Origin of the sequence: Spirosoma agri, assembly GCF_010747415.1 — a bacterium.
Taxonomy (GTDB): domain Bacteria; phylum Bacteroidota; class Bacteroidia; order Cytophagales; family Spirosomataceae; genus Spirosoma; species Spirosoma agri.
Genome location: NZ_JAAGNZ010000001.1, coordinates 1,685,491 through 1,710,823, shown reverse-complemented (window position 1 = coordinate 1,710,823; position 25,333 = coordinate 1,685,491). Strand labels below are relative to the sequence as shown.

Here is a 25,333-nt window from a genome sequence, read left to right as displayed (position 1 = left end):
CTGTTTGTATAAACTCGTTACTTGTTCTTCTGTCGAACGACTAACTACCGCACATTTCGCATCCTTCCGGATCGTCCAGCGAGCAGGTCATAGCGGCATATTGCTGTTCAAGATCCGTTACCATCGGTACAGGAACCGGAGCCGCGTTCTGCGCGTGCTCTTTGGCATACTGGACGTAATCGAGTGGTTTTTCGACCGTTACCGCTTCGACCATAACCGGCTCCAGTTGTGGCTCGGCCTGTGGTTGCACCACCGTGAACTTCACCGCATCGGAAGCCGCTTTCGTACGCAGGTAATACATACCCGTTTTCAGACCCGCTTTCCAGGCGTAGAAGTGCATCGATGTCAGTTTGCCGAAGTTCGAATCCTGAATGTGAATGTTCAGCGACTGCGACTGACAGATGTACGCACCCCGGTCGGCGGCCATATCGATAATATGCTTCTGCTTAATTTCCCAGACCGTTTTGTACAGGTCTTTGATATTCTGCGGAATGTTCGGAATCGACTGGATCGAGCCGTTGGCCAGAATCAGGTTGTTCTTCATGGCATCGTTCCACAGACCCAGTTTCACGAGGTCCTTCAGCAGATGCTTGTTCACCACAACGAACTCGCCCGATAGCACCCGACGCGTGTAGATGTTGCTTGTATAGGGCTCGAAGCATTCGTTGTTACCCAGAATTTGCGAGGTCGATGCGGTTGGCATCGGTGCCAGCAGCAGCGAGTTCCGAACGCCATGTTCAACGACGTCTTTGCGCAGGCTTTCCCAATCCCAGCGATTCGATTTTGGTTTTACTCCCCACATATCGAACTGGAAAACGCCCTGCGAAATCGGCGACCCTTTCCAGGTTTCGTACGGACCTTCTTCTTTTGCCTGCTCCATCGACGACGTCATGGCACCGAAGTAGATCGTCTCGAAGATATCTTCGTTCAGGCGACGGGCTTCGTCCGATTCGAACGGCATCCGCAGCATGATAAACGCATCGGCCAGCCCCTGCACACCAATACCAATTGGCCGGTGGCGCATGTTGCTCCGACGAGCTTCCTCAACGGGATAGTAATTGATATCAATGATCTTGTTGAGGTTACGCGTGGCCGTTTTCGTGACCTCGTATAACTTCTGGTGATCAAACCGCATCACGCCATCAGTACCACGCGCGATGAATTTCGGCAGGGCAATCGACGCAAGGTTACAAACGGCTACTTCGTCAGGAGCAGTATATTCAATGATCTCGGTGCAAAGGTTCGACGACTTGATCGTGCCGAGGTTCTTCTGGTTCGATTTTTTGTTGGCCGCATCCTTGTACAGCATGTACGGCGTTCCGGTTTCAGTCTGCGATTCCAGAATCTTATACCATAGATCCTGCGCTTTTATGGTCCGGCGGGCACGTCCTTCGCGCTCGTAACGAGTGTAAAGGGCTTCAAACTCGTCACCGTAGCAATCGGCCAGGCCGGGGCACTCGTGGGGGCAAAACAGCGACCAGACATCGTTGTCTTCCACCCGTTTCATGAACAGATCGGGCGTCCAGAGCGCGTAGAACAGATCACGAGCCCGGCCTTCTTCCTTCCCCGAATTCTTTTTCAGATCCAGGAAGTCATAAATGTCAGCATGCCAGGGTTCCAGATAGATCGCAAATGAACCCTTGCGTTTACCACCTCCCTGATCCACGTAACGAGCGGTATCGTTGAAGACCCGTAGCATGGGCACAATTCCGTTCGATGTACCGTTGGTACCCTTAATGTACGTACCGGTTGCCCGAACATTGTGAATGCTCAGTCCGATCCCCCCCGCCGATTGCGAGATTTTGGCCGTTTGCTTCAGTGTGTCGTAGATTCCGTCGATCGAATCGTCCTTCATCGTCAGCAGGAAGCAGCTCGACATCTGTGGTTTTGGCGTTCCAGCGTTGAACAGGGTCGGTGTCGCGTGCGTGAACCACTTCTCCGACAGCAGGTTGTAGGTTTCGATGGCCGCGTCAATATCGTCCATGTGGATACCAACCGCAACGCGCATCAGCATGTGCTGCGGACGTTCGGCAATCCGGCCATCGATCTTCAGCAGATACGACTTCTCCAGCGTTTTGTAACCGAAGTAATCATAGCCATAATCGCGATCGTAAATGATGGTCGAATCGAGCAGGGCCGCGTGATGGCGCACCACTTCGTAAACTTCCTTCGAGATCAGGGATGCGTTCTCGCCCGTTTTCGGATCTTCGTACGTGTAGAGCCGTTTGATGGTGCCAGAGAACGACTTATTCGTGTCTTTGTGTAAGTTCGAGATCGCAATCCGAGCGGCCAGAATGGCATAATCGGGGTGCTTGGTGGTCATCGAAGCCGCTGTTTCGGCAGCTAGGTTATCAAGTTCAGTAGTTTTTACACCATCGTAGAGACCGTTAACCACCTTCATGGCTACCTCAACTGGCTGAACATAAGCTGGATCAAGACCGTAGCACAGTTTTTCGATTCTGGCGGTAATCTTGTCGAACTTGACCGACTCCCGGCGTCCGTCACGTTTGATTACGTACATGAGCGTTTGAGTATGTTTATACTGTGAAAAATGTTGGATTCCCTGGAAAAAGCCGACTCTAAGGTGCGTTCTGGTTATGGATCAGGTTGATCATTCCGGTCATAAGACCGATAAAGTAACCTAAGAAAAACAAACCATAACGTTCGGTCGAAACCGGAGCGAGACGAAGTTTAAAGTTCTATTGAAATAGACGGAAAAGCAACCCTGATGGTTCGGCGGCTTCGTCAATTCGTTGAAACGTGCAACTCTGGCAGACAGGTTAAGAAATTGTTAAGCCTAAGCCTTAGCGACTTAACAATACCCGGTAGGAGAGCTATACTGAGAAAAATAAAAGAGCGTTTTTACTGATCGGTTACTCCTTGCCGGTAAGCTGGGCTGGCACCGTTGACACTCTGTTGACCGTTTTAAAGATAAGCGAAAAAGAAAATAGTAACAATTATCTGCCACGCCGTTATTACCCAACGGTACGATCTATTCGGCTGATAATCAATCTGGGAAAGAACACGAAAAACTGCTTGTCATTCCGACTGAAACACCTTACTTTTGCAATCCTTTTCGGTCGGAAACCGAGAAGATGACAAGAAACTGAGATAATATCATGAAAAAGGGCATTCACCCGGATTACCGCGACGTGGTATTCCACGATCTGTCGAGCGATTACAAATTTCTGACGCGTTCGACGGTTCAAACGAAAGACAGCATCGAGTTTGAAGGGCAAACCTATCCGCTCGTTAAAATTGAAGTTAGCTCGCAGTCGCACCCATTCTATACGGGTAAGAACGTGTTGCTCGATACAGCTGGTCGCGTGGACAAGTTCCGCAAGCGCTATGGCACCAAATAAGCCTGAAAAAGGCTTTGTATTCTCCTAAAAACGCCTGTTTTTAGAATTTTATTCGCATAAAAAAGCGGCCGGACACAATCCAGCCGCTTTTTTTATGGGTAGTCACTCCCTGATACGCCGTATCCGGACACCGAGGAAACTACCAGATAAAGAAATAGCCTGCGTCGTACATAACGAGCAGGCTATTTCTTTATCTGGTAACCCTGTAAAATTCTATTCGTTCAAGCTAAGCGCTCGAGGTGTCGTTGCGCAAGCCGAACGATCAGCCGTTCCTCAGTCTCGATGAGCGAACAGTGATCATCCAGGCACGGTATAACGATCCCCGTAGTTGCATCGTAGATGCCGAGGGGCGAAACGTCCTGGTCATTATGAGCCCTTTGCAGGTAATCTGTTGCCTGTTGTAAGGAAGCAAAACCTTTGGCTACGGGAAGCGCAAATAGTGTAAATACGGATACATAGTGCATAGGCGTGTCTTTTCAGTTGTACGTACGAGTAAATGCTACACTTAGATTTAAGAAAACTACCTATTTTTTATTTTTGTTTAAATTAATAACAACTAAGTTAACATTTAACTTCAAAGTAAAAACAAAAGCCAGCACGTATGCGCTGGCTTCTATCAGTCAATCGGAACGATTCGTTTTATTAGTTATCAGTTGATGGCGTAAAATGCCCCAACTGCTCCTGCACTGCTTTGGCAAATGCCACCTTATCTGATTTGCGGTATTTGTCCAATTGCTGCACCTTCGAGGGTGGGCTGAAATCCCGATGTATGTGCTGACAGGCTATCCAAAGATCAGGGTTCAATTTGATTCTGTACTGCCGGAGTGGCGTGTCTGCGCTAAACCAAAGATTGATAATATTGGAGACGGTTGGTTTCAAAACAGCACTCATGTCTGATCAAAATTAACAGGGTTTACAATTTCGATTCAAGTTTAGTAATAGGCTCTGTATTATACCAGCCAACTATAAGTCAACGGTCGAAAAGCCGTACAAACCGCATTCAGGCGGTATGAATGCGTCCTATCCCCGTTACTGGCCAGACAACGAACAGACTGTGCAATTATACAAAGGGGCCATTTGGCGTTATAAGTTTGTCGTTGCTGTCATCAGTCAGTTCCATCGTTTATCACCGACGGAAAAGATTGAAAAAATGAATAATCCTCTATTTTTGTAAGTAGACTCAATGTAAAGTAGCCGAAATTATGAATGAACCGTCGACCGAACCAGCCCATGAACGGTTTGAATTACTAGCGAAAGCTACGCACGATGCCGTCTGGGACTGGAATCTGGTGACCAACCAGGTGTGGTGGAACGAGGAATTTATGACCTTGTTTGGCCATCAGTCAGGACTGATCGAGGACGGTACCACGTTTTGGGTCGACAAAATCCATCCGGCAGATCATCAACGGGTGCACGATACCATTTATAAGGCTATCAATGAGGGACAGACAAACTGGTCCGACGAATATCGATTTTTGAAAGCCGACGGTTCGTATGCGTATGTCAATGACCGTGGCTACACCCTTTTTCAGGACGGTAGAGCGATACGCATGGTAGGTGCCATGCAGGACATAACGCAACAGGTAGCCAATCTGGCCCGCCAACAGCAGGCCGAACAGCTTAAATTTGTTACAGATAGTGCCTTAACGGCGATTGGTTTGTATTCGATCATTCGGGATAAAGACACGGGCGAGGTGATTGATCTGCGGTACGAGCTTATCAACCAGATGGCGCAACGAATGACGGGCCGACCCGCCAGCGATTTGATTGGTCGAACGATGCTGGCTGTTTTTCCGGGCACGGCCCTCAGCGGTATCTGGCAACAATATAAAGAACTGGCGACAACCGGCGTTCCCCTCCACTATCAGAATCATTATACGTACGAGGGCTACGATCTTTGGTACCAGGTTCAGGGGGTTCGGCACGGCGACTGGATTGTGTTGTCGTTCCTGGACATTACAGAGCTTAAAAAAACACAGCTTCAACTGGAATCGCTGAATCGGGACTTAGTACGATCGAATCAAAGCCTTCAGCAGTTTGCCTACATCGCCAGTCATGATCTTCAGGAGCCGCTTCGTAAAATTCAATCCTTTGGCGACATTCTGAAATCCAGTTACGCCAACCAGTTGGGCGATGGAGTTGGTCACCTGGAACGGATGCAGTCAGCAGCCAGTCGCATGTCCGGCCTGATCAAAGACCTGCTGAACTTCTCCCGAATCTCTACCCAACATGACAAGCTGGTTCCGGTTTCGTTGGAGCAGGTCGTCGAACGGGTTCTGGATGACCTGGCGTTGCCGATCCAGGAAAAGCAGGCGTCTGTTCAGGTTGAGTCGTTGCCTATGGTGTCGGGCGATGAGTTACAACTCCAGCAGTTATTCCAGAACCTACTGTCCAACGCGTTGAAATTCAACCGACCAGCCGTGTCGCCCGTCATTCGAATTAGTGCGCAACTGATCGCATCCGTTGACTTACCTGATTCCGTAAAACCCGTCCGACAGGTATCTGCTTACCACCGGATCAGCGTGTCCGATAATGGCATTGGCTTCGACGAGCAATATCTGGAACGTATTTTCCAGGTCTTCCAGCGGCTTCACACCCGAAGTCAGTATGCCGGAACGGGTATTGGACTGGCCATTTGTGAAAAAGTCGCCACCAATCACGGAGGAGCGATCACCGCATCGAGCACTATGGGCGAGGGCGCTACGTTCGACGTGTACCTCCCGGCTGACGCGTAAATCGATAAGTATCGGTAAGCAGACTCCTTTTTTTCTGCCCCAGCAATACACCTAGAACGTCGCGAGTTCATCGACGGAAATTGTCCAGGCGCAACGAAAATGACCCAGCGGACAAGCCGACTTACCGTGCAGATTACAGGGTTTGCATTCGAGTTGCTGAGGTGTCTGCACAACCCTGGACTGATCGGCCAATGGACCAAAGCCAAATTCCGGCACGGTCGAGCAGAACACCGCGGTTGTCGGTGCATTCATCGCCGAACAGAGGTGCAGCGGAGCCGAGTCATTAACATAGTTCATCACGGCCTTTTCCTGAAGGGCAGCCGACTGCAATAAGCTCAATTTTCCGGCCAGATTAACGACACGGCCGGAAGCGCGACCCACACCCGCCATCATAGCATCGCAGGCCGGAGCATCGCTGGGAGCCCCCAGTAAATAAATAGTCAAATCGCCCGCTAATTTCTGCATTAACGCAATCCAACCTTCCGGCGGGTATTGTTTTGTGAACCAAACCGACGTTGGTGCAATGCAGATGTATGGCCTTCCCTGATACGACATTACGGCCTCATAATCAGCCGACGATGGATAGAGCTTCGGCTTAACCAATGGAACGATCAGGTGCAACGGCTTTAGAAACTCGGCGTTGCGTTGAATTTCGTGCAGACCGGGTTCGATACGGTGGTCGATGCGATGGGTAAAAAATTGGGCAAATGGGTTCTTTTTAAAACCAATCGTTACGCTGGCGCCCGAGAAGGCCGTGAGCAGACCCGTTGTCCCAAACCGCTGAAGATTTAGAACCGCATCATATTTTCGGGCGCGAATCGTTTTAAGTAGTGCCCAGAGACTGCGGTATTTTCCTCCTTTTTTATCCCAGACCAATACCTCGTTGACAAACGGATGATTTGCCAGCAGACTCTCGTTACCTTTGCGAACCAGTACGTCCAGCACAGCATCGGGTTGAGCCAGATGAAGCTGCTCCAGGAGTGCCGTAGCCAGAATTACATCGCCGATGAAGGCGGTTTGACTGATCAGGAACCGGGGCGAATTGGTTACGGTTATCATTAGTGCGCCTAGCTAGAGCGTCAATTGCTTAAGAATGGAAGATTACGAAGTTTATACATTGCCCAACGGAATCCGGATCGCTCACAAACAGATACCGCATACCCAGATTGCTCATTGTGGTATTATGCTCGACATTGGAAGCCGGGATGAACAACCACATCAGCAGGGACTGGCCCACTTCTGGGAGCACATGGCCTTCAAAGGTACGGAGAAACGAAAATCGTACCACATCATTACACGACTAGAAACGGTCGGTGGTGAATTAAATGCGTACACCACTAAAGAAAAAGTTTGTTTTCACGCATCAGTGCTGGGTGCTCATTTCGAGAAAGCAACCGAACTGCTGTCTGATATAACTTTTCACTCGGTTTTTCCGGAGAAGCAGATCGAGCGCGAACGGGGTGTCATTCTGGAAGAGATGGCCATGTACTACGACTCACCCGAAGATGCCATTCAGGACGACTTCGACGAACTGGTCTTCCCAAACCATGCGCTGGGCGGCAATATTCTTGGTACCACCGAGACCGTTAGCTCGTTCCGGCGCGAAGACCTGCAACAGTTTATCGCCGAGAATTACGACACTAGTCGAATTGTGTTTGCGTCGGTGAGCAACCTGCCCTTCAAGCAGGTCGTTAAAGTGGCGGAAAAACACTTCCGCGATATACCCGCGCAACACTCGGTTCGTCAGCGCCGGATGCCGACGGCTTATGTACCTCGTCATACCCGCGTCGAGCGCCCGATCACGCAGGCCCAATGCGCTATCGGACGCCCAGCCTATGGCCTGACCGACCCACGTCGGCTGCCGTTCTTCATGCTGGTGAATCTTCTCGGCGGACCGGGCATGAACTCCCGGCTGAACCTGAACCTGCGCGAGAAATACGGGCTGGTCTATTCCATCGACGCCAGTTACACGCCTTACCTGGACACGGGTTTCCTGGGCATTTACTTCGGCACCGATCCCAAAAAAGTGGATAAAGCCGTAGGGCTGATCAATAAGGAATTAAAACGCCTTCGGGAGGAGCCGCTTACCACGCTGCAACTTCATCAGACAAAAGAACAGCTTATCGGGCAGCTTGCTATGTCGGAAGAAAGCAACAACAGCTTCATGCTGATGATGGCCAAAAGCTTGCTCGACATCGACCGGGTAGAAGCGCTGAATGACATTTTCAACGACATTAAAGCCGTTACGGCCAGCCAGTTGCAAACGCTGGCTCAGGAAGCGTTCGACGAAAACCAGTTCAGTTCGCTGACCTTTGTACCGGAGAAATAGCGTTTCAGATCAACATAAACAGGAGCCGGTTGCTGGCTTATCAGCCAGTCAGGACCGGCTCCTGTTTACGGTCAAGAAGGCTGCTTATAAACAATAGTAAACGAAGTAAGTCGACCGACTCAGGCTATCGACCCGCTCCTTCTACGATGACTAGTGCGCTACAGAGTTTGTTGCTCATACTACTTGCTCTAGGGCAAGGCTATGCCCAGCCCGCTATTTCCCGGATTTCAGTGTCCGACTCATTGCTTAAAAGTCACGTTTTCGCGTTAGCTTCGACCAGTTTCAGAGGCCGTGAAACCGGGACAGATGGTCAGCAAAAAGCCGCCCATTATTGCGTTCAATCCTTCCGACAAAGCCATCTGTCAGCGGTCTTCCGAATTGATTCAATCGCTGGGTCCTTCCGACAACCCTTTTTCTTCACATCAACCAGGGTTAATTGGTTTGGAGCAGGCTCCGGATTTACACCCGGCACAATCAACCAGTACGAGTTACTAGCCACGCCCCCTACCGCCAAGGGCCGCACAAAAGCGGCTAGCGGATCGAACGTAGCGGGTCTGCTGATGGGAACCGACCTTAAGCATGAAGTATTAGTCATATCGGCCCATTACGATCATTTAGGCCGAGTCGGTGGCAGTATTCACCCCGGTGCTGATGACAATGCATCCGGTACGGCGACCGTATTAAGCGTAGCGTCTGTGTTCGATAGTTTGGCCCGGCAGGGAATACGAAACCGCAGAAGTCTGTTGTTCGTACTGTTTTCCGGCGAAGAACAGGGGCTGCTCGGATCGCAGCATTTTGTCAACAATAGTCCCATTCCCTTGCGGCAGATCATAGGCAACATCAATATAGATATGGTCGGCCGGACCGATGCAGCCCATGGGGAGTAACCGGATTATTGCTACCTGATCACGGGAAATCGCGACTCTATTCTGCGGAAAGCTGTCGCGGTTGCGAACAACCAGTCGGTGGCGATTGAACTGAATTATATGTACGACACCGATAAAGACCCCAACCAGTACTTCTACCGATCGGATCATTTCAACTTCGCCCGGTTTGGCATACCAGTCCTGTTCTTTTTTGATGGTCATCATCCCGACTATCATCGTCCTTCCGACACTGCCGATAAGATTGACTACGCGGTATTAAAAAAACGGGCTACGCTGGTCTTTCAAACTGCCTGGACGCTGGTCAATTCGACCTTTTAAAAAGGTAAGGAGTCGGTTTTGCTGGGCTTGTAATCCAGAAACCGACTCCTTATTCTTCCTCGTCCTTTTATAACTTATAACTCGATCCGGAACAAGTGCATCGGCAAGACGTACGGGTCCAGTTCGACGTAGTTCCAGTCTCCCTTCCAGGTATAATAGGCTCCCGTCAATAAATCATGGACGTTGTACGACTGGTCCGGTGCAATGCCTAATTGCCAGATCGGGACTTGTATCATCCCGGCGCGACGGCTATAGGCATCCGTGTTGACCGCGATCAGTAATCGATTGTCACCCGACGTTTTCACATAAGCCATGATCGCATCATCGCTAACCGTACAGAACGTCAGGTTGTTGGTCTTCTGCAAAGCCGCGTTCTCGTGACGAATCCGATTGACGAGTGTAATCAAGTACGTGAGTTTGTTGGTTTTATGCCAGTCCCACAGCCGGATCTCATATTTCTCGGAGTTCAAGTATTCCTCTTTGTTCGGGAACGGCAGGTACTCCATCAGTTCGAAGGATGGCCCATAGATACCGTAGTTGCTCGACAGCGTTGCCGCCATAAAATAGCGAATCAGGAACTGCGGCTCATGACCCGTTTGCAGACTATACGGGTTGATATCGTGAGTCGTAGGCCAGAAATTCGGGCGGAAATAGTGTTGCATCTCCCCCTGCGTCAGCTCCGTCAGGTATTCCTGCATTTCGGCTTTCGTGTTTCGCCAGGTGAAGTAGGTGTACGAGTGCGCAAAGCCCCGTTTGGCGAGTTCCTGCATCACCTTCGGCTTGGTGAAGGCTTCGGCCAGAAACAGCATATCGGGAAATTCACGCTTCACCTCAGCAATGACCCATTCCCAGAACCCGAATGGCTTCGTATGCGGATTATCGACCCGCACAATGCGAACACCCCACGATGCCCACACCAGCAAAACCCGTTTCAGCTCCTCCCACAAATTTTCCCAGTCTTCAGTTTCAAAATAAACCGGGTAAATATCCTGGTATTTCTTGGGCGGATTTTCGGCATACTGGATGGTGCCATCGGGCCGTTTCTTGAACCATTCCGGATGCTCTTTGGCCCACGGATGATCGGGCGAACACTGAATGGCAAGGTCCATGGCTACCTCCATACCGTAGTTAGCCGCAATGGCAATCAGGTGCTTGAACTCATCGACGGTGCCCAGTTCGGGGTGAATAGCGTCGTGCCCACCTTCCGATGAACCAATCCCGTAGGGAACACCGGGTTCGCCCGGCTGACACACAACCGAGTTATTTTTTCCTTTCCGGTGAGCCATACCGATCGGGTGAATGGGCGGCAGGTAGAGTACATCGAAACCCATCCCGGAAATACGCGGAAGTAATGCTTCCACATCTTTGAAGGTACCATGTCGGCCTTCTTCCTGCGCAGCCGAACGGGGAAACAGACAGTACCAGGTGCTAAAGCCAGCTCTGGCCCGGTCCACGTCGACACCCAGTTCGTGACTGTAGCGCGTCGGGTGCTGCCGTTCGGGATAGCGGTCGGCGTAGAACGTAAACTGGTCACTTTCAGCGACCGAAACGGCCTCGTCGTAGCGACTCTCATCGCGAAACAGCGCAGCTAATTCCCGCAATGCACTCACATCCGCCGACTCATCGGCTGGCTTCTTCTTGCCTTTGCTGACCTGCCCACCGGCCCGCTGAAACATACCATCCAGGTACGTTGCCCCGGCCAGCAACTCACTCGTGATCCGCTGACCATCAGCCACTTTCAAATGAACTTCGTGTTGCCACGACGCCGGATGATCGACCCAGGCTTCGATGGTATACACGTACTGACCCTGCTTGTCAACAACAAATGAGGCACCCCAACGGTCATTGTTGAGCAGCACCATCGTCGTTTCGGTCCAGGAATCTTCGCCGATATGCTTGTACAAAAGCATAACAGCCAGGTAATCATGACCATCAGCGAAAACATCGGCTTCAACAGCGATGACATCGCCGGGAATGGCTTTTACCGGGAAGCGGCCCTGATCCAGTTCGGGCGTTACCCGCTCAATCACCACTCGGCTCTGACCGCTTTTCGGCCGACCAGCCGGTATTGGCAACGGGTTTACAATCGGATTGACAACTGATTCAACAGTTTTTGTACTGCGGGAGCGTGATGATTTAGCGTTATCGGGGGTCATACTCGTTCAACGTTCGTGAGACCAACTACCCACCAGATCGGTAGTCAGATACCGGCAATGTTACAAAAAAACGGTTAGTTGGTGCTTAACAACTGTCAACTAATACGAGTGATCGTTCTGCTTCCAACCGGCTAACCAGCATGGCTTATTTCGACCCATCGGCCTTAGCCGACTCAACCGCAATCGTGCCAACGGCAGCGCCCAGTTTAGCGCCCTGCTGGTTATCAAACCGGAACGACGTGCCGCCATACAGCTCCGACAGAGTTGCTTCGGCAAGCTGTGCATTTAGCTCCGTTGTTTCATCCGGAAACAGATAAAGCAACACGGTTGTTGCGGCTGATGCGAAAGTGGCATGTTCAGCGGTGTAACCAGGCGTGTTAGGAATCAACGTCGCCGTTCGGATGGTTGGGTCGATTTGCGAAGGACGTGGGGTAAAATACGTATACTTTGTCGTCCAGCAGGCAGTCCCGCCATCTTGTAAAGCACGGTTCACCAGCGCGTAGGTCCGGGCGGCCCGTAATTCGTTCTGCCGGTATTGCAGGATGTAGTCCTCGGTTAGCTGATTCCAGTGGCCAGGGATCGTGTAGGTACCAGCCCCGTCGTCCCATTTGGCGGCAATCCGTGACTGATCGCGGGTACGGGCGCTGGCTATGGTACGGACTTCGCTTAAATCTGTCTGGAATGTGGTCGAGGTAGTTGCCGGAGGGGATGCCGGTAGACTTTTGGCAATGGTCGTTGAATCAAACCAGGTTTTAACTTTCCCCGCCAATGGCAATAAAGGCGGTCGTGCCGGGATGAGCAGACTCGTCCATTTAACGTCGTAAGGTGCTTTGGCGAGTCCTGTCGTCCAGCTGTTCGTTGGATCACCGGCCGCGCTGAATCGGTCGCTTTTAAGCCGTTCGACCAGCTTTGCCGTCATGGCGGTGCCAATGTCTTCGCCCGCTTTTATGTCGCTCGGCACGTTGGCTCCGTTCCAGATGCGGCTTTGTTTGTGTTCAGCCGCTTTGGTCTTAAGCCATGTCGTTTCATCCGGAAAAAAATAGGCCAGCATCTGACAGGAGACTTCGGCGATAACCGCATCCTCCGACGGATAAGACGGAACATTGGCAACTGGCAACCGGGTCGTTACGCCCTGATCGACCAGTGAGGCCCGATTGTATTGATACTTAGCTTTCCAGGCAACCACCAGTGCATCGTATTGTGCAACGCTCAGGGCGGCATAGAGCCGGGCGGCAAAGGGTGCACTGGCCGACGAGTTTGTGGCATTCAGTGGATTCCCCGATTCGGTATTGTACTTTGCGACCAACTGCCGGGCAATTTGATTCCAGCGTTTTACGCCACCCACGGCCCAATAATTAATCGCGGTGATTTTCTCCGGTTCCAGGCTGAATACGCCGTTTTTCACCTGCGCCAATTCACTTTTATAGGTATCGGAGGTGACAGCCGCTGGCTGCGGAACACTAATATCACTGGTCGATTTAAGAACAATCGTTCGCCAGTTACCGCCATCGGCATCAACCGTTGCGGGTTCACTAAAGGGAAGAACGCCCTCATCGATAACCGGTTCTTTACAGGCCGATACCAGCAGAAAGCAACCGCATAGCACTAAAAAAGACTTATTCATTCGTAAAAGGCGTGAGCCAAAAAGTACACCTAAACTATCTGGCAATTCGTCCAATAACCAATCCGCCCGTGACCCGGGTGGACTTTCCAATGTTGCGGCCGTCGAAGGTTGTGCTGTATCCCGCCGTTAGGCCCAGCTGGCCCACAAGTTTCAGGTAAAGCGTTGCTCCGGCCCGGCTAAAACCAACGGCGTTCGTCGGAAACGGAATCCCCGGTGCAATATCCGTTCCTTTACTGTAAGGCGTTTGTTGCTGATACCACGCGTCGATGTAGAGCGGCTTCGTAACGATTCCCGTTCGAACGATCAACTCCGTCACGTCGGGCACGTTCACTTTCGACCCGCTGTTCGCGTTTACCTGACCGTCGGCGTAATAATTAACGGCACGATCGAGCGTGACCTGGCCGCGCCGGATGTAGCCGTACTGCCCCGTCAGAAAGAAGGTTCCGGCTTTGAGGTGAAGCATCGTGCGACCATCGAGATTTTTGGAACCGCGCCCAATCGCAATCAGATCGTCGCTGATGTAGTTCTGTATCGGCATGGTATAACCCACCGCAAACAACCACGAAAGACGGGCTTTGCCAATCTTGTAATCGTAGGCTTCCCAGCGTAACGCAGCCGACACGTCCTGAAAACCTTCCTGTTTTTGCCGGTAGCCCGCACTCGACTCCGACCGGATGTAAGGAGCCGACACGATCAGATCAAGGTCGTAACCCAGCCCGAAACTACCCGCCACATTCAGCGCCTGCGTCGTAACCGTTCCCAGATTGGGATCGCGCGTAGGCGTTTTATTGATGTAATACGTATCATAGGTATCCTGGGAATACGTCAGGGCCAGATTCGCTTTGCGGTCACCGCGCATGAAGCCATCTATCAGTCCCTGAGCATGCGTGTGCCGACTAATTCCCAGCAGGATGAACGCAACGAGGCTAAACGTTTTAAAGTACATAAGTCTGCTTTAGGCCGGTAAAGGTAACCGTTAGTGGGTATCGTTCCCACTAAAATAGCCGTTTCTGTGCCAGTGGTCTCCGCCTATAACGACAGAAAACCAAAACGTCTTATACCTTCTGGAAACAATAGTCCCCGGCCGCAATGCAACCAGGGACTACGATTAACCTATGATTAAGAAAAATTTATCTATTACCTTATAAGCCTGACCCGTCGGCTTTGCCACGGGCTACGGCATACGAACCAATATTTTTTCCGCAGGCCAGACCCACTGTGCAATCGAAACGGTAGTGGATCAAACCGTAAATGCGGGAGTTTGACGCTTCCTGCGCCTGCGCCCAGAACGAATCAGCCTGATCGGGGAAAATGCTTGCCAGCACGACAGCTGCTGCAGCGGAAAAGGTCGAGTGCCCGGATGTGTACGACGGAAAGTTGGGAAGCCCTACCGACGTTTTTACACCAAACTGCTGCGGACGAGGGTAGTAGTAATAGTATTTTGTCTCCCAGCAGCATATGCCCGCATCCATAAGCGCCGTGCTGACCAGCGCCAGCGTCCGCGCCATGCGTACTTCGCTGTATTTTGCATCGCTGGCGGCATTGGCAGCAATACGGCTCCAGTGTCCGGGCGGTGTATAGCTACCCGCGCCATCGGACCAGAAATTAGCAATCCGGGCCTGCTCACGCGTCTGACTTTTGTTGATCGCCTTTAACTCATTTAATGCTTCGGTAAACTCCGGGCTGTCGAGTGCGGGTGGCGCTTCCGGGCGTAACTTGATTTTGGTAGCGGCATCGAAATTCCAGGTCGATACGACTCCATAGTTGGGCAGCATGGGGGGACGAAGCGGACTCTCCTGACTTACCCAGACGTCAGCCAGCCCACGGGCTTTCGCCGATGTGATCATGCCCGCCGTTACGGTCTGATTGTTGGACGTACTCATTCCATCGGTTTTGGCCCGGGTCATTACTTTAGCGGCCACCTGGTTGCCAAGATCGATTCCCGCCGACAGATCACTCGCGACGTTCATACCAGCCCATAAGCGACTATTCTGATGTTCGGCCAGTTTAGCGTCCAGAAGCGGACCTTCGCCGGGAAACATCGCTTTCAGCACCGTGTACGAAACCGCTGCAACAACGGCATCTTCCGATGGGTACGCCGGTAACGCCGAAGTGGGCAACGCCACCCGCACGGTTGCGTCCACAGTTCCGGGAGCGGACCGTTTGAACTGGTATTTATAATTCCAGGCCGATACCAGTCCGTCGTACTGGGCCACGCTTAGGTAAGCCAGCGCGCGAGCCGCGTAGGGTGGATTGGCAAACGGAAATTTTGGGTCGGCCAACGGATTAGCCGCATCCGGAACGGGGTATTTGCCATCGGTAGTCGAAGCCGGGGGCACATTGTACCGAGCAGCCAGTTCGCGGGCAATCTCGTTCCAGCGATAAACGGCTCCCGTTCCCCAATAAGCAACCGCCTGTTGCTGTTCGGTGGTCAGGCTGGCAGATTTTGACTTGAGATCGGCCAGTTCGGCCAGATACGCAGCCGACGACGTTGACGCTGGTGCTGCGATGGTAACGTCGGTTGGGGCGGTCAGCACATAAGTTTTCCACGTGCTGGCTTTTTCATCGACGCTAGCGGGCGTATACCCTACTCGTAATGGTTCCGTAATGCTTTTGTCGCAGGAGACGATAGCGGCTGAGCCGAAGACGATGGCACCGCTAATCAATAGAATGTAACTTGGTTTTTTCATGACGTTACGGGTAATTATCTGACTTTGAACTGGTACAATAAGCCTACGGTATAGCTGGTTGTCTGACCAACGTTCCGGCCATCGACAACATGACCAACGCGGGCGTTGACACCAATGTGGCGCGGCTGGACTTTACCATACCAGCCAACGGATGTTGCTTCCATATTATTTGTTGGGTAAGGCATATCATTTCGGCGGATATCGTCACCCGTCAGACATCCTGTACGCTCTGCCCACACTTCGGTCTGCCATTTCCGGCGTAGAACGCCCAACCGTAAACCCGCATCGAAGTTATTCGGCACGTTCATCCGGTTGGTACTGTAAACCCGCCCATCGGCATAGTATGAATCCCGATCGGTTCTGATCGTGCTGCGCCAGTTGTACGAACCGTGTGCGGTCAGGTAAATACCCGTCTGGGAATGTTTGTAGTTCGCTAACAATCGTCCCGTTGCGGTTCGTGCCTGCATACCAATCGACATCGGCAGAAAATCCGGCACGTAATTACCGATCGGCAGCGAACCACCGACAATGGCGTGTAGTGAGAATCCGCCAACCTTCACGGCTTTAATTTTCAGCCAGGCCGACAGATCCTGAATGCCTTTCTGACCCATCAAGTTCCCGGCACTACTGTTTGTCCAGACATACGGCAGACTTAAAATTACATTCACGCGGTTGCTGATACCAATGGCCGGCATCAGCATCGCACTCTGCGTGGTGAGCGTGCCGATGTTAAAATTTTCGCGCTTGAACGACCCTTCCCAATACTGGTTCCAGGTGCTGTGCGTATACATACCAGCCACACACACTTGACCTTTCGACATGTAAATAGCATCGTGGGGCATCTGGGCCTTCGCAACGAAGGGAGTCAGTAGTGATGCAGTAATCAGGTACTTTAAAATTGGTTTCATTCGTATTAAATTAAGTCAACGATTCACGATGGTTATACTTTGATGATGCGCAGCTTACGATCGAGTATTTACTGAATGTTAAGGGGTTATAATCTGAACCCAACCGTCAGCACGGCACTTCGTCCGTCGGAGGGCCACACGCCCGGCCCCGGATAGAACGTTGGTCGTTTCGTGAAGTACTGTCTGTTTAGCAGGTTATTGATGCTGCCGCGAAGGGTCAGCTGACGACCAATGCGCCATGTACCGTTCAGGTCCAGCAGCCCATACGCGGGAACAGGGCCGACCGCACCATTGGCCGACGCAACGGTGGTATTGAGCGCATCGGAGAACGTTTCACTCACGTAGCTATACTGAACCGTCATGCTGGCCGTTCCGTAACGGGCTGTTAATCCATTGCGCGTTGTCCAGCGGGGAGCCGATTCGACCTGATTACCTTTCACGGTCCGATTCTCGGTACCGGCGGCTACGTTGCCATTCAGGTATCGGGCATTGTTATAAGCCGTCGAAGTGAAGCCACTCACGAGAAATTTGTCGGTCCGGAGGATTTGTGTTTCGATAAGGGCTTCTACGCCCGTGCTGCGACTATCGCCAATATTCGTTCGGAAAATGTACGAAGACGCATCTGGATTCGTCAACAGCAACGTACCCAGTCGATTCCGGTAAAGCAGATCGAAAGCGGTCACGTTCACGTGCACACCCTGCCACCGGGCTTCAACCCCTAGTTCGGCATTGTAGCCATACGCGTCTTTCAGGTTTTTATCAATCCGTTCGTAAACCGAGGTTGGAATAATGTCCTTGAAAACGACGGGGCGGTAGGCTTGTGCCCAGCCACCGTAGAGTTTCACGGCCTCACTAGCCTGATAGCTGGCGTTAACACCCAGCAGCGCAAACTTATGGCTGATGTTGGTCGGCAGGTTTTCCGGAGCGTAATACGTGATTATTCCTCGCATTTCAGTGGTTCCGTTTTCGATCCGAACGCCGGGTGACACCGTCAGACGATCCGTCAGGTGAAACTGACTTTCGGCAAACGCTGCGATATTTTTTGTCCGGAAGTGGAGATCCCGTCGGAATGGGCTGGTCAACGTCAGATCGAAGTCACTACCCGTTGTGCCGACGCCCAGTTGCCGACGGTGCAGATCCGTGCTCATCAACTGAACGCCCGCTGCCGCCGTTGCGTTTATACTGCCTAGTTTGTACTGGTGTAGCAGACGAATTTCGGTCGTGTAGCTGTTGAAGTTATCAACATCGACCTGCCGGGCCCGGTACTGACCCGTTACGCGGCTGATCGTGTCGGGTACAGTCGCGAACGCGTCGAGCTGTACGCTGTTGCGGGCACCCAACACCGCCGATGTTGTCCACAGCATACGGGTACGATCCGAAAATTGCCAGTCGAGTTTTAGCGAGGGCACATAAATGTCGGGGTTGAAGTAATTACGGCTACGGGTCGACTGACGGGGGTCCTGCGCAAACATCGCATCCGTCAATGGCCCCGGAATCTGGTACGTGTACGTAGAGCGACCCAGTTCAGCCGTTATGCCCAGCCGCTGCGAGGCCTGGTAATGCAACCGGCCAAGCTGAGCGTTGGCGTTCGACTCACTATTTTGGCGATACCCATCCGAATGACGACGGTAGTAATACGCATAATAGGTCCATTTGCCGACCCGACCACTGATGGCATTGTAGGTACTCAGTAACCCGTACGACCCTACTGAGTTGGCGGTTTCGAAGCCAAACTTGCGCGTACTGTCGGCCCGCTTGGTCACGTAATTCAACATCCCCCCAAATTGGGCACCGTACTGAAGTGAGGCCGTTCCGCGTACGAACTCAACCCGCTCGATGCTTTCCATTGGTGCCGAATAATGGCTGGCGGGATACCCGTACATATCGGAATTGGTAATGACCCCGTTCTGGCGAATGTTATTTTCCCAGGACCGGTGCGGATCGAGACCACGCGTCGAAATATTGACCTGATTACCCGTTCCATCCATGTCATACACAAATACACCCGGAATTCGGGCAAATACTTGCCGGGGTGTTTTCTCTGCTACGTTCGCGTCGATATCCGATAATGTTATGACCTCACTCCGTTTTCCACCCATCAGGTAGGTGCCGTGCACCCCGGGAAGCGTTTCGATAACGGTTGACTTCACGCCTTTTACCGTCACTTGTTTGAGCATCCGGGCGGGTAATGAATCCGTCGTTTGCGTTGGGCTTACGGCCTGCTTATTCGCTTTTTGGGCAATTAATGGGAATGAGAGAAAAGTTAAAAGTCCACTAAATCCTATTAGTAATTGAGCTCTTTTCATTGGGTTGTACGGCAACGATCCCCTTAAACTACCACTCCGTTCATTGGATAACTGAGTGCTCTTTAATGGGCTTCACTAAAATCAATTGGATTCGGCAGCATCACGATGGCTGGTTTTGGTAGCCAGCCATCGCGACCACTGGGTATGCCTATTTGCTGTCGCGGAGACAGCCTAGAACCAACGCGAAACGTTAATAGACACCAGGTAATCAGCAAAAGCCGCATCGCCGTGTTTCAGTCCTAACGGGTCAAGACGGTCTGCGTAGCTCCTGATGCGGTTGCGATAAACGGCAATGGGTACGCTGGCCGCTACCGATGTTTTGTTGCGCATATACGTCACCCCCGGCTCAACCGAAACAATATAACCCGGACGACGGAAACCGGAGCTACCCCCAAACGCGTCAATCGCCGGAACGCCCTCAACACGACCACCCAGCATAACAGCCAGACCGGGCAGAAAACCCAGCGACTGGCTCAACCCCACGCGGGCAGCAAACTGGTCAGCGACCGAGAAGGTGCCGGTTACCAGATCAATCGTTGTCGCTTCGGGATTACGGACAACCCCGTTCGTTTCGCGGGGATTGAAGAGGTAAAAACCGTTCGCATAGGCCGTCAGCCCCTTTGTTAGCTGGGCATAACCCTGAAGTTCGACACTAGCTCCCACGCCACCATCGCCAAGCTGGATCGACTGATCAACAGGTTTATTGATGGTATAATCGACTCCTTCTTTGGTCAGTTTATGGAAATCATCTTTAGCCTGGTAATTCCCCGTTGGTAGTTTCACACCGAGACCAACGGCCAGATTTGCTTTCGGCAGTTTGACCGGATTGATTAGCCAGTAGCTACCCGAAATGCGGAGGTCACCAATGCCCTGCGAGCCCGTGTGGAACCGTTTCTGCGCCGGATTTTGCGCGATGGCATTACCGTAGTGTTCATAAAGCGACGACCGATCATTGTACTGAATCGGCAAATTGACGGAGAACGAAAGCCGTGGATTTACCAGATACGTAAGCCCCAGATCGAGCGCGTGTGATACATTGATAACCTGCGTTCCCTGCTCAACGCGTTGTTTTTGTTCCTCGTCGCCAACGAAATGTTTATACGAACGGAAGAAGCGATATCCAGCCGACACCTGCCAATGACCGGTACGCTGTTTGAAGAAATCGGCTGAGTTCACACCCGCCGGAGCCGCACAACTCATGTGCCGCACGGCTACACAGCCCTGCGCAGCGCCTTGCGTGTACGAAATCACGATACAGGCTGCTGCCAAAACGACAGTAGAAAGTAGTTTCATTACTGAAAAAAGTCTGAAGTGAACTGAACATGAATAACCGAATGACCGGAGCAGCCAGCAGGAACGCGGACTAAACGTGCAGACAGCACGCAACAGTCGGACGAACGCTTACGGTGCAAAGACAGTACAATCGGGTGCGATGCGGTACTCGCGACGAATGATCAGCGTTACGAGTGTTCAGTCTGTATGAACTGATGAGAAAGAACAGGAATTCATTAGAATTCATCCGCAATGACTACACCAGATGGCATAGCCAATTCATCAGCATAACGACCGGAAACATACCACAAAGCAATTCAGGAAAAGCCTCAGACTTCGGGCGGGGGCGAATGAATGGGCAGCGCGCGCGCCAAAACGACAAAAGCAGTTTCGGGGATGCGAACGGACTCACGCCAGGTTGGGGGGAGAAAACAAAAAACGGCTCGCGGATTGGGCGAGTACTCTTTCAACAAGAACTTCAGTAATTGATTGGCCTTCCGGTTCGAATCGGTAGCGCCGGCAATATGATCATTCAGGAACGATAGTAGATCACTTTGCCAGAACGACCGGCTTTCCGACTCCAGGCCGGCAATATGCAGCGTATCACCCTGAATTTCCAGACTGACCACGCTATAGTAACGACCCCGGTAGGCAAATCCATCGGCGGTCGTATTAGCCAGCGTACTTTCATCCGGCTTCCCCCGGAGCGGTATCTGAAACTCAACGATACTATCAACCGACCGATACACCGAAAGTCGTTCAGAAAGGTCGTGCTCTGCCTGCCACCATGCGCCCACGCATGCCAGCACATAGGCCAGCGTGTGGTAGATGAGTAGCACAAAGAGACCGATAGAAACGACTTTCTTCACCAGCTTCGACGTAATTTTATCTCAAAAATAATACTAAAATTCAAACAAATCCTATTCTCGTCCGGTTGGCCTGTATTTTTACTTAAAATTTTAATCCTGGTTAAGGCAACCCGTTAAGCAAATGCGTACCAGCTATCCTACTCTGGAAGACTAAGCTGGTAATACAATAAATTACCGATGGTCGTTGGCTAATCACTGTAATCAAAACCGCTATTTTTGTGTTGGTCTATTATCTGTATGATTTACGACAATCACAACCGCCCCATCTCCTACCTCAGGCTCGCTGTTACAGACCGCTGTAATCTGCGGTGCTTTTACTGCATGCCCGAAGTAGGTATCAAGTACCTACCAAAGCATCAATTGCTTACGTACGAAGAGATGGAGCGGCTTGTCCGTGTGCTGGCACGGCTGGGCGTTCAGAAAGTTCGCATTACGGGTGGAGAACCGTTCGTGCGGACAGGCTTAATGGATTTTCTGCACCGGCTGGCGGAAATCAATGGACTTAATGATATTTCGCTAACGACGAACGGCGTGCTGACGGCCCCACACGTAGCCGATTTAGCCGCACTTGGCGTTCGCTCTGTTAACCTGAGTCTGGATACGCTGGATCGCGAACGGTTCCGGCAGATCACCCGTCGGGATGAGTTACCGGCGGTCATGAATACGCTCGATGCGCTGCTGACGGCTGGTATTCAAACGAAAATCAACGCGGTTGTCATGGACGGTCAGAACACGCAGGATATTATTCCGCTGGTCGACATGACCCGGACGCTCCCCGTCGATGTGCGGTTTATCGAAGAAATGCCATTCAACGGGGAGGGTAGCCACTACCCTGTGTTGCATTGGACACATCGACGGATCGTAGACGAAATTCGCGCTCATTATCCCGATTTGCAAAAATTACCTGACCCGCCTTTTTCAACATCGGCAACGTATCAGGTTCCGGGCCATCAGGGCACGCTCGGCGTCATTGCCGCCTTCAGCCGGACATTCTGCGGAACCTGCAACCGCATCCGGTTAACGGCGCAGGGAACGCTCAAAACGTGTCTGTACGATAACGGCGTGCTGGATGTTCGCGCCTTACTGCGTGCCGGTGCATCGGACGATGAATTGACGGCGGCTTTCCTGCAGGCATTCGCTCATCGGCCCGCTACAGGTTTTGAGGCTGAACAAAGCCGCGATACCGTGACTGAGTCGATGTCCACCATTGGCGGTTAACGGATAATCTCCGGCGCACTTCCCTGCGCCGGAATCCTCATACGAGGTCTACGTCAAAGACGAATAGTTGCAGAAACGTTTTCCAGGAACTCATTGGTGAACAGCGTATCGGGGTCCATTTGCTGAATCAGTTCACCGGTTCGATCGGTTAGCATGCGGTTGCGAATCATCCAGTTCACGAAGGACAACCACACACTCCGGTGCATGTATCCCCAGTTTCCTTCACCGTCCAGGTAATAGCATGAGACCATTTGCTGGCTTTGTTCTACGAAGTTTTTACTGATTAGCGCCGGATGATTGGCCGTTTTGATCAGCATACGGGCCGCTTCGTCAGGTTTTTTGACGGCAAAGCGAAAACCGGCAGCGGTTGCATTCAGAAACCGGCGTAACGCATCCGGATTGGTATCGACCCAGTCCTTATGAGCGGTTAACAATGGATTGTAACCATACGGAATGTCGTAATCGTCAAATAGAAACTGGTTCAGGTCAACACCCTCAATATCAGCGCGGACACCTTCCCAGGTTAGCCAGAACCAAGCGGCATCGACCTCACGCGTCAGTAAGGATTTCCAGATACCTGACCAGCTCGATTTGTGCGATACGAATTGACCCCGTCCCTCGTCGTTCTGAATCAGCTGACGAATAATATCTTCCTCGTACCGCGCGCCATACGACGCATACACTTTTCCGTCTAATTGCTGTGGTCGCTCAATGCCGCTATCCCGCAGGGTCACGATCGCGCTGATATCGCGGGCCAGTACGGTTGCTACGGCGATCAAGGGCGTACCATTGGTCTGGTAACTGATCACGCTTTCGGAGGGCGTAATCGCTAATTCACACTTGTTCTGTGCCAGTCGACGGGCGGGCATCAACTGGTAATCATCCTGATCCGGAGAAATAAACTCAACATCGAGCCCGGCCTCTTTATAGGATCCATTGGCCAGAGCAACGTAAAATCCGGTGTGGTTGGTGTTAGGCGTTCGATCAAGCGCCACACGAATCTGTGTATTCATTGTGTTAGGTACTGTTGCGGCTTAGTTAACCATCCTACCGTTAGAAGGTTTTTTGCAAACGTTTGGTAATAGCAGCTAGTATACAGCCATAACAAATTCGGGTGGACAAAAGGTCGGTTGCTATTGCAAAAGTCGATTGATACCGTATCTCTCTCCGCTGCTTTGTTTAGGCGATTAAGTTCAGCGAAGAAACGTACATCTTCTCATGCAGCAGTCACCGTTCAGCTTTTTTCAGGAGAAGCCGACCTGATATTGCTAAAAAATCCGTCGGGAAGAGTCAACAATCAATACGTCTGCATTTTCATTCTATACTCGTTTTTAAAAAATCTCCCCGATAGCCAACAGGATCGGGTTCTGCCAGAGAATCAGCCTGCAATATTCCTTTCTCCATCTTTACCAATTGGGTTAGTTTTGACTTAGTTACCCCTTTCCACATACAGCAATAGCCACTGTGTATATCATATTCTATGGCTAATCTTGCATTCCTCTTGTGGTACCAGATCGCATTTCTTATCACACGCTTATCCTTAACATAGCTGTAGGACACTTTCCTAAACGTGTCACCGGGCATATCATCATAGTCATCCAGTAAACAGGTCAAAGCTTTATTTTCCGCCGAAATCCGATCAGGGAACGACACTATGATTGAACCTACATGATGGTATTCACCGCATCCTGCCAAACAAAGTAGAGCTGACAAAATTATAACAGAAAGGTACTTAGGTTGCATGTTATAGACGTGTCGTGTCTGTCGTAAATGTCAAGATTAGGTCAGGCTTTTTATAGTGTTTTCAAAGCAAGACTAGTCAAAAGAATCACATGTACTAAACTCACATGACGCCTTTTTGCCTTTTGCAACAATCAGATCAGTTAGCCCACAAACAGAATTTCGTCGGCCAGTGCTTTTTCGTAGTTCTCTTTATTGAACCTGTAGAGGTACGGTGCTTTGTGGGCACCACCCGTCTTTCGCTCTTCCAGCCGTTCCAGAATGCCGTAGCCCAGCATTCGCTTCTGAAAATTTCGGCGGTCGAGCGATTGCCCCAGAATCGTTTCGTAAAGCTGTTGTAAATCAGGCATCGTAAACTTGTCAGGCAACAGATTATAGCCAATAGGCTGGTATGTCAGTTGACGACGAAGGGTTTTCAGGGCCAGCACAATCATGTCGTTATGATCGAACAGCAGCAGCGGAATCTGATCGACATCCCACCAGCGACATTCGTCCGTGAAAAAATCGGGGGTGGGCGTCACTTCGGCAAACTCAACCAGCGCGTAATACCCGACCGATACATCCCGATTGATAAACTCATGCAGCGCATCATCAGGCAAACCCAGTTTAAGCAACGTCTCCTGCTGGCTGAAATTCTTGTACCGCAGAACGTCGCCAAAAGTATGAAACTGCTGCAGAAATATCTCGTGCAGACCCGTGCGTTCGCGCAGGCTCCGATGGGCGGCCTCATCCATATTTTCCTCGTGTAAAATTCGTCCCCCCGGCAAACACCAGTCGTCCGTTTCCTTCCAGCGCAGCAACAACACTTTCAACTGGCCCGCGTGAAAACCGAAGATAACACAGTCAATTGATACCGACAGCAGGTAGTTCGTCTTTAGATCGACAATCAGCTGCTGCACCTTTTTTTTGTACTCCATAA

At 51.4% G+C, this 25,333-nt stretch carries 18 protein-coding genes and 1 pseudogene; 5 read left to right on the top strand and 14 right to left on the bottom strand.

The genetic code is table 11. The features are described 5' to 3' along the window. Positions 1–40: 40 nt before the first annotated feature. On the bottom strand, positions 41–2,521 hold the full coding sequence (locus tag GK091_RS07025; RefSeq protein WP_164035880.1) for a ribonucleoside-diphosphate reductase subunit alpha: 2,481 nt from the start codon (positions 2,519–2,521) through the stop codon (positions 41–43). A gap of 598 nt (positions 2,522–3,119) precedes the next feature. On the opposite strand from GK091_RS07025, the gene GK091_RS07020 reads away from it, so the two are divergent. After that, positions 3,120–3,362: a type B 50S ribosomal protein L31 gene (locus GK091_RS07020; RefSeq protein WP_164035879.1), complete on the top strand. Its 243-nt coding sequence runs from the start codon at positions 3,120–3,122 to the stop codon at positions 3,360–3,362. 221 nt (positions 3,363–3,583) lie between these two features. Here GK091_RS07020 and GK091_RS07015 read toward each other — a convergent pair whose 3' ends face one another. Beyond that, positions 3,584–3,826 carry a hypothetical protein gene (locus GK091_RS07015; protein WP_164035878.1) on the bottom strand — a complete coding sequence of 81 codons (243 nt, stop codon included), beginning with the start codon at positions 3,824–3,826 and terminating at the stop codon, positions 3,584–3,586. Between the two features lie 178 nt (positions 3,827–4,004). Further along, positions 4,005–4,253 carry a hypothetical protein gene (locus tag GK091_RS07010; RefSeq protein ID WP_164035877.1) on the bottom strand — a complete coding sequence of 83 codons (249 nt, stop codon included), beginning with the start codon at positions 4,251–4,253 and terminating at the stop codon, positions 4,005–4,007. A gap of 311 nt (positions 4,254–4,564) precedes the next feature. Between GK091_RS07010 and GK091_RS07005 the strand changes: the two genes are divergently transcribed. After that, positions 4,565–6,097 carry a sensor histidine kinase gene (locus GK091_RS07005; RefSeq protein WP_164035876.1) on the top strand — a complete coding sequence of 511 codons (1,533 nt, stop codon included), beginning with the start codon at positions 4,565–4,567 and terminating at the stop codon, positions 6,095–6,097. A gap of 51 nt (positions 6,098–6,148) precedes the next feature. Here GK091_RS07005 and GK091_RS07000 read toward each other — a convergent pair whose 3' ends face one another. Next, a complete protein-coding gene (locus GK091_RS07000; protein ID WP_164035875.1) occupies positions 6,149–7,156 on the bottom strand; it encodes a glycosyltransferase family 9 protein in 1,008 nt (335 codons plus the stop codon). Between the two features lie 34 nt (positions 7,157–7,190). Here GK091_RS07000 and GK091_RS06995 point away from each other — a divergent pair, with 34 nt between their 5' ends. Then, complete coding sequence (locus GK091_RS06995) at positions 7,191–8,426, top strand: M16 family metallopeptidase (RefSeq protein ID WP_164035874.1); 1,236 nt, start codon at positions 7,191–7,193, stop codon at positions 8,424–8,426. Between the two features lie 146 nt (positions 8,427–8,572). Beyond that, positions 8,573–9,631 (top strand): annotated as a pseudogene (locus GK091_RS29795) (M28 family metallopeptidase). A 74-nt stretch (positions 9,632–9,705) separates the two neighbouring features. Here GK091_RS29795 and GK091_RS06980 read toward each other — a convergent pair. From GK091_RS06980 to GK091_RS06945, 8 genes are all read right to left on the bottom strand, one after another. Further along, the gene (locus tag GK091_RS06980) at positions 9,706–11,787 is read right to left on the bottom strand and encodes an alpha-1,4-glucan--maltose-1-phosphate maltosyltransferase (protein WP_164035871.1); all 2,082 of its coding nucleotides are present in this window, start codon (positions 11,785–11,787) and stop codon (positions 9,706–9,708) included. A 145-nt stretch (positions 11,788–11,932) separates the two neighbouring features. Continuing rightward, positions 11,933–13,411: a phosphatase PAP2 family protein gene (locus tag GK091_RS06975; RefSeq protein WP_164035870.1), complete on the bottom strand. Its 1,479-nt coding sequence runs from the start codon at positions 13,409–13,411 to the stop codon at positions 11,933–11,935. Between the two features lie 34 nt (positions 13,412–13,445). After that, positions 13,446–14,357: a hypothetical protein gene (locus GK091_RS06970; protein ID WP_164035869.1), complete on the bottom strand. Its 912-nt coding sequence runs from the start codon at positions 14,355–14,357 to the stop codon at positions 13,446–13,448. Positions 14,358–14,553: 196 nt separating this feature from the next. After that, positions 14,554–16,101 carry a phosphatase PAP2 family protein gene (locus GK091_RS06965; protein WP_164035868.1) on the bottom strand — a complete coding sequence of 516 codons (1,548 nt, stop codon included), beginning with the start codon at positions 16,099–16,101 and terminating at the stop codon, positions 14,554–14,556. A 14-nt stretch (positions 16,102–16,115) separates the two neighbouring features. Next, positions 16,116–17,009, bottom strand: coding sequence for a hypothetical protein (locus GK091_RS06960; RefSeq protein ID WP_164035867.1), 894 nt, complete (start codon positions 17,007–17,009; stop codon positions 16,116–16,118). Positions 17,010–17,095: 86 nt separating this feature from the next. Further along, complete coding sequence (locus tag GK091_RS06955; RefSeq protein ID WP_164035866.1) at positions 17,096–19,315, bottom strand: TonB-dependent receptor family protein; 2,220 nt, start codon at positions 19,313–19,315, stop codon at positions 17,096–17,098. A gap of 171 nt (positions 19,316–19,486) precedes the next feature. Beyond that, complete coding sequence (locus GK091_RS06950) at positions 19,487–20,608, bottom strand: hypothetical protein (RefSeq protein WP_164035865.1); 1,122 nt, start codon at positions 20,606–20,608, stop codon at positions 19,487–19,489. Between the two features lie 308 nt (positions 20,609–20,916). After that, positions 20,917–21,456 carry a hypothetical protein gene (locus GK091_RS06945; protein WP_164035864.1) on the bottom strand — a complete coding sequence of 180 codons (540 nt, stop codon included), beginning with the start codon at positions 21,454–21,456 and terminating at the stop codon, positions 20,917–20,919. Between the two features lie 237 nt (positions 21,457–21,693). On the opposite strand from GK091_RS06945, the gene moaA reads away from it, so the two are divergent. Further along, on the top strand, positions 21,694–22,674 hold the full coding sequence (gene moaA / locus GK091_RS06940; RefSeq protein ID WP_164035863.1) for a GTP 3',8-cyclase MoaA: 981 nt from the start codon (positions 21,694–21,696) through the stop codon (positions 22,672–22,674). Positions 22,675–22,727: 53 nt separating this feature from the next. On the opposite strand, the gene GK091_RS06935 is transcribed toward moaA, so the two are convergent. Both GK091_RS06935 and GK091_RS06930 read right to left on the bottom strand, forming a co-directional pair. After that, positions 22,728–23,687 (bottom strand): ABC transporter substrate-binding protein, encoded by a 960-nt coding sequence (locus tag GK091_RS06935; protein ID WP_164035862.1) that lies wholly within the window; start codon positions 23,685–23,687, stop codon positions 22,728–22,730. A gap of 870 nt (positions 23,688–24,557) precedes the next feature. Continuing rightward, positions 24,558–25,331, bottom strand: a complete 774-nt coding sequence (locus GK091_RS06930) for an NUDIX hydrolase (RefSeq protein WP_164035861.1) — start codon at positions 25,329–25,331, stop codon at positions 24,558–24,560. Positions 25,332–25,333 lie beyond the last annotated feature (2 nt).

Bases quoted from the DNA above. Each gene is read 5' to 3' on its own strand.
- GK091_RS07025 (WP_164035880.1), bottom strand. From the start codon at position 2,521: ATGTACGTAATCAAACGTGACGGACGCCGGGAGTCGGTCAAGTTCGAC.
- GK091_RS07020 (WP_164035879.1), top strand. From the start codon at position 3,120: ATGAAAAAGGGCATTCACCCGGATTACCGCGACGTGGTATTCCACGAT.
- GK091_RS07015 (WP_164035878.1), bottom strand. From the start codon at position 3,826: ATGCACTATGTATCCGTATTTACACTATTTGCGCTTCCCGTAGCCAAA.
- GK091_RS07010 (WP_164035877.1), bottom strand. From the start codon at position 4,253: ATGAGTGCTGTTTTGAAACCAACCGTCTCCAATATTATCAATCTTTGG.
- GK091_RS07005 (WP_164035876.1), top strand. From the start codon at position 4,565: ATGAATGAACCGTCGACCGAACCAGCCCATGAACGGTTTGAATTACTA.
- GK091_RS07000 (WP_164035875.1), bottom strand. From the start codon at position 7,156: ATGATAACCGTAACCAATTCGCCCCGGTTCCTGATCAGTCAAACCGCC.
- GK091_RS06995 (WP_164035874.1), top strand. From the start codon at position 7,191: ATGGAAGATTACGAAGTTTATACATTGCCCAACGGAATCCGGATCGCT.
- GK091_RS06980 (WP_164035871.1), bottom strand. From the start codon at position 11,787: ATGACCCCCGATAACGCTAAATCATCACGCTCCCGCAGTACAAAAACT.
- GK091_RS06975 (WP_164035870.1), bottom strand. From the start codon at position 13,411: ATGAATAAGTCTTTTTTAGTGCTATGCGGTTGCTTTCTGCTGGTATCG.
- GK091_RS06970 (WP_164035869.1), bottom strand. From the start codon at position 14,357: ATGTACTTTAAAACGTTTAGCCTCGTTGCGTTCATCCTGCTGGGAATT.
- GK091_RS06965 (WP_164035868.1), bottom strand. From the start codon at position 16,101: ATGAAAAAACCAAGTTACATTCTATTGATTAGCGGTGCCATCGTCTTC.
- GK091_RS06960 (WP_164035867.1), bottom strand. From the start codon at position 17,009: ATGAAACCAATTTTAAAGTACCTGATTACTGCATCACTACTGACTCCC.
- GK091_RS06955 (WP_164035866.1), bottom strand. From the start codon at position 19,315: ATGAAAAGAGCTCAATTACTAATAGGATTTAGTGGACTTTTAACTTTT.
- GK091_RS06950 (WP_164035865.1), bottom strand. From the start codon at position 20,608: ATGAAACTACTTTCTACTGTCGTTTTGGCAGCAGCCTGTATCGTGATT.
- moaA (WP_164035863.1), top strand. From the start codon at position 21,694: ATGATTTACGACAATCACAACCGCCCCATCTCCTACCTCAGGCTCGCT.
- GK091_RS06935 (WP_164035862.1), bottom strand. From the start codon at position 23,687: ATGAATACACAGATTCGTGTGGCGCTTGATCGAACGCCTAACACCAAC.
- GK091_RS06930 (WP_164035861.1), bottom strand. From the start codon at position 25,331: ATGGAGTACAAAAAAAAGGTGCAGCAGCTGATTGTCGATCTAAAGACG.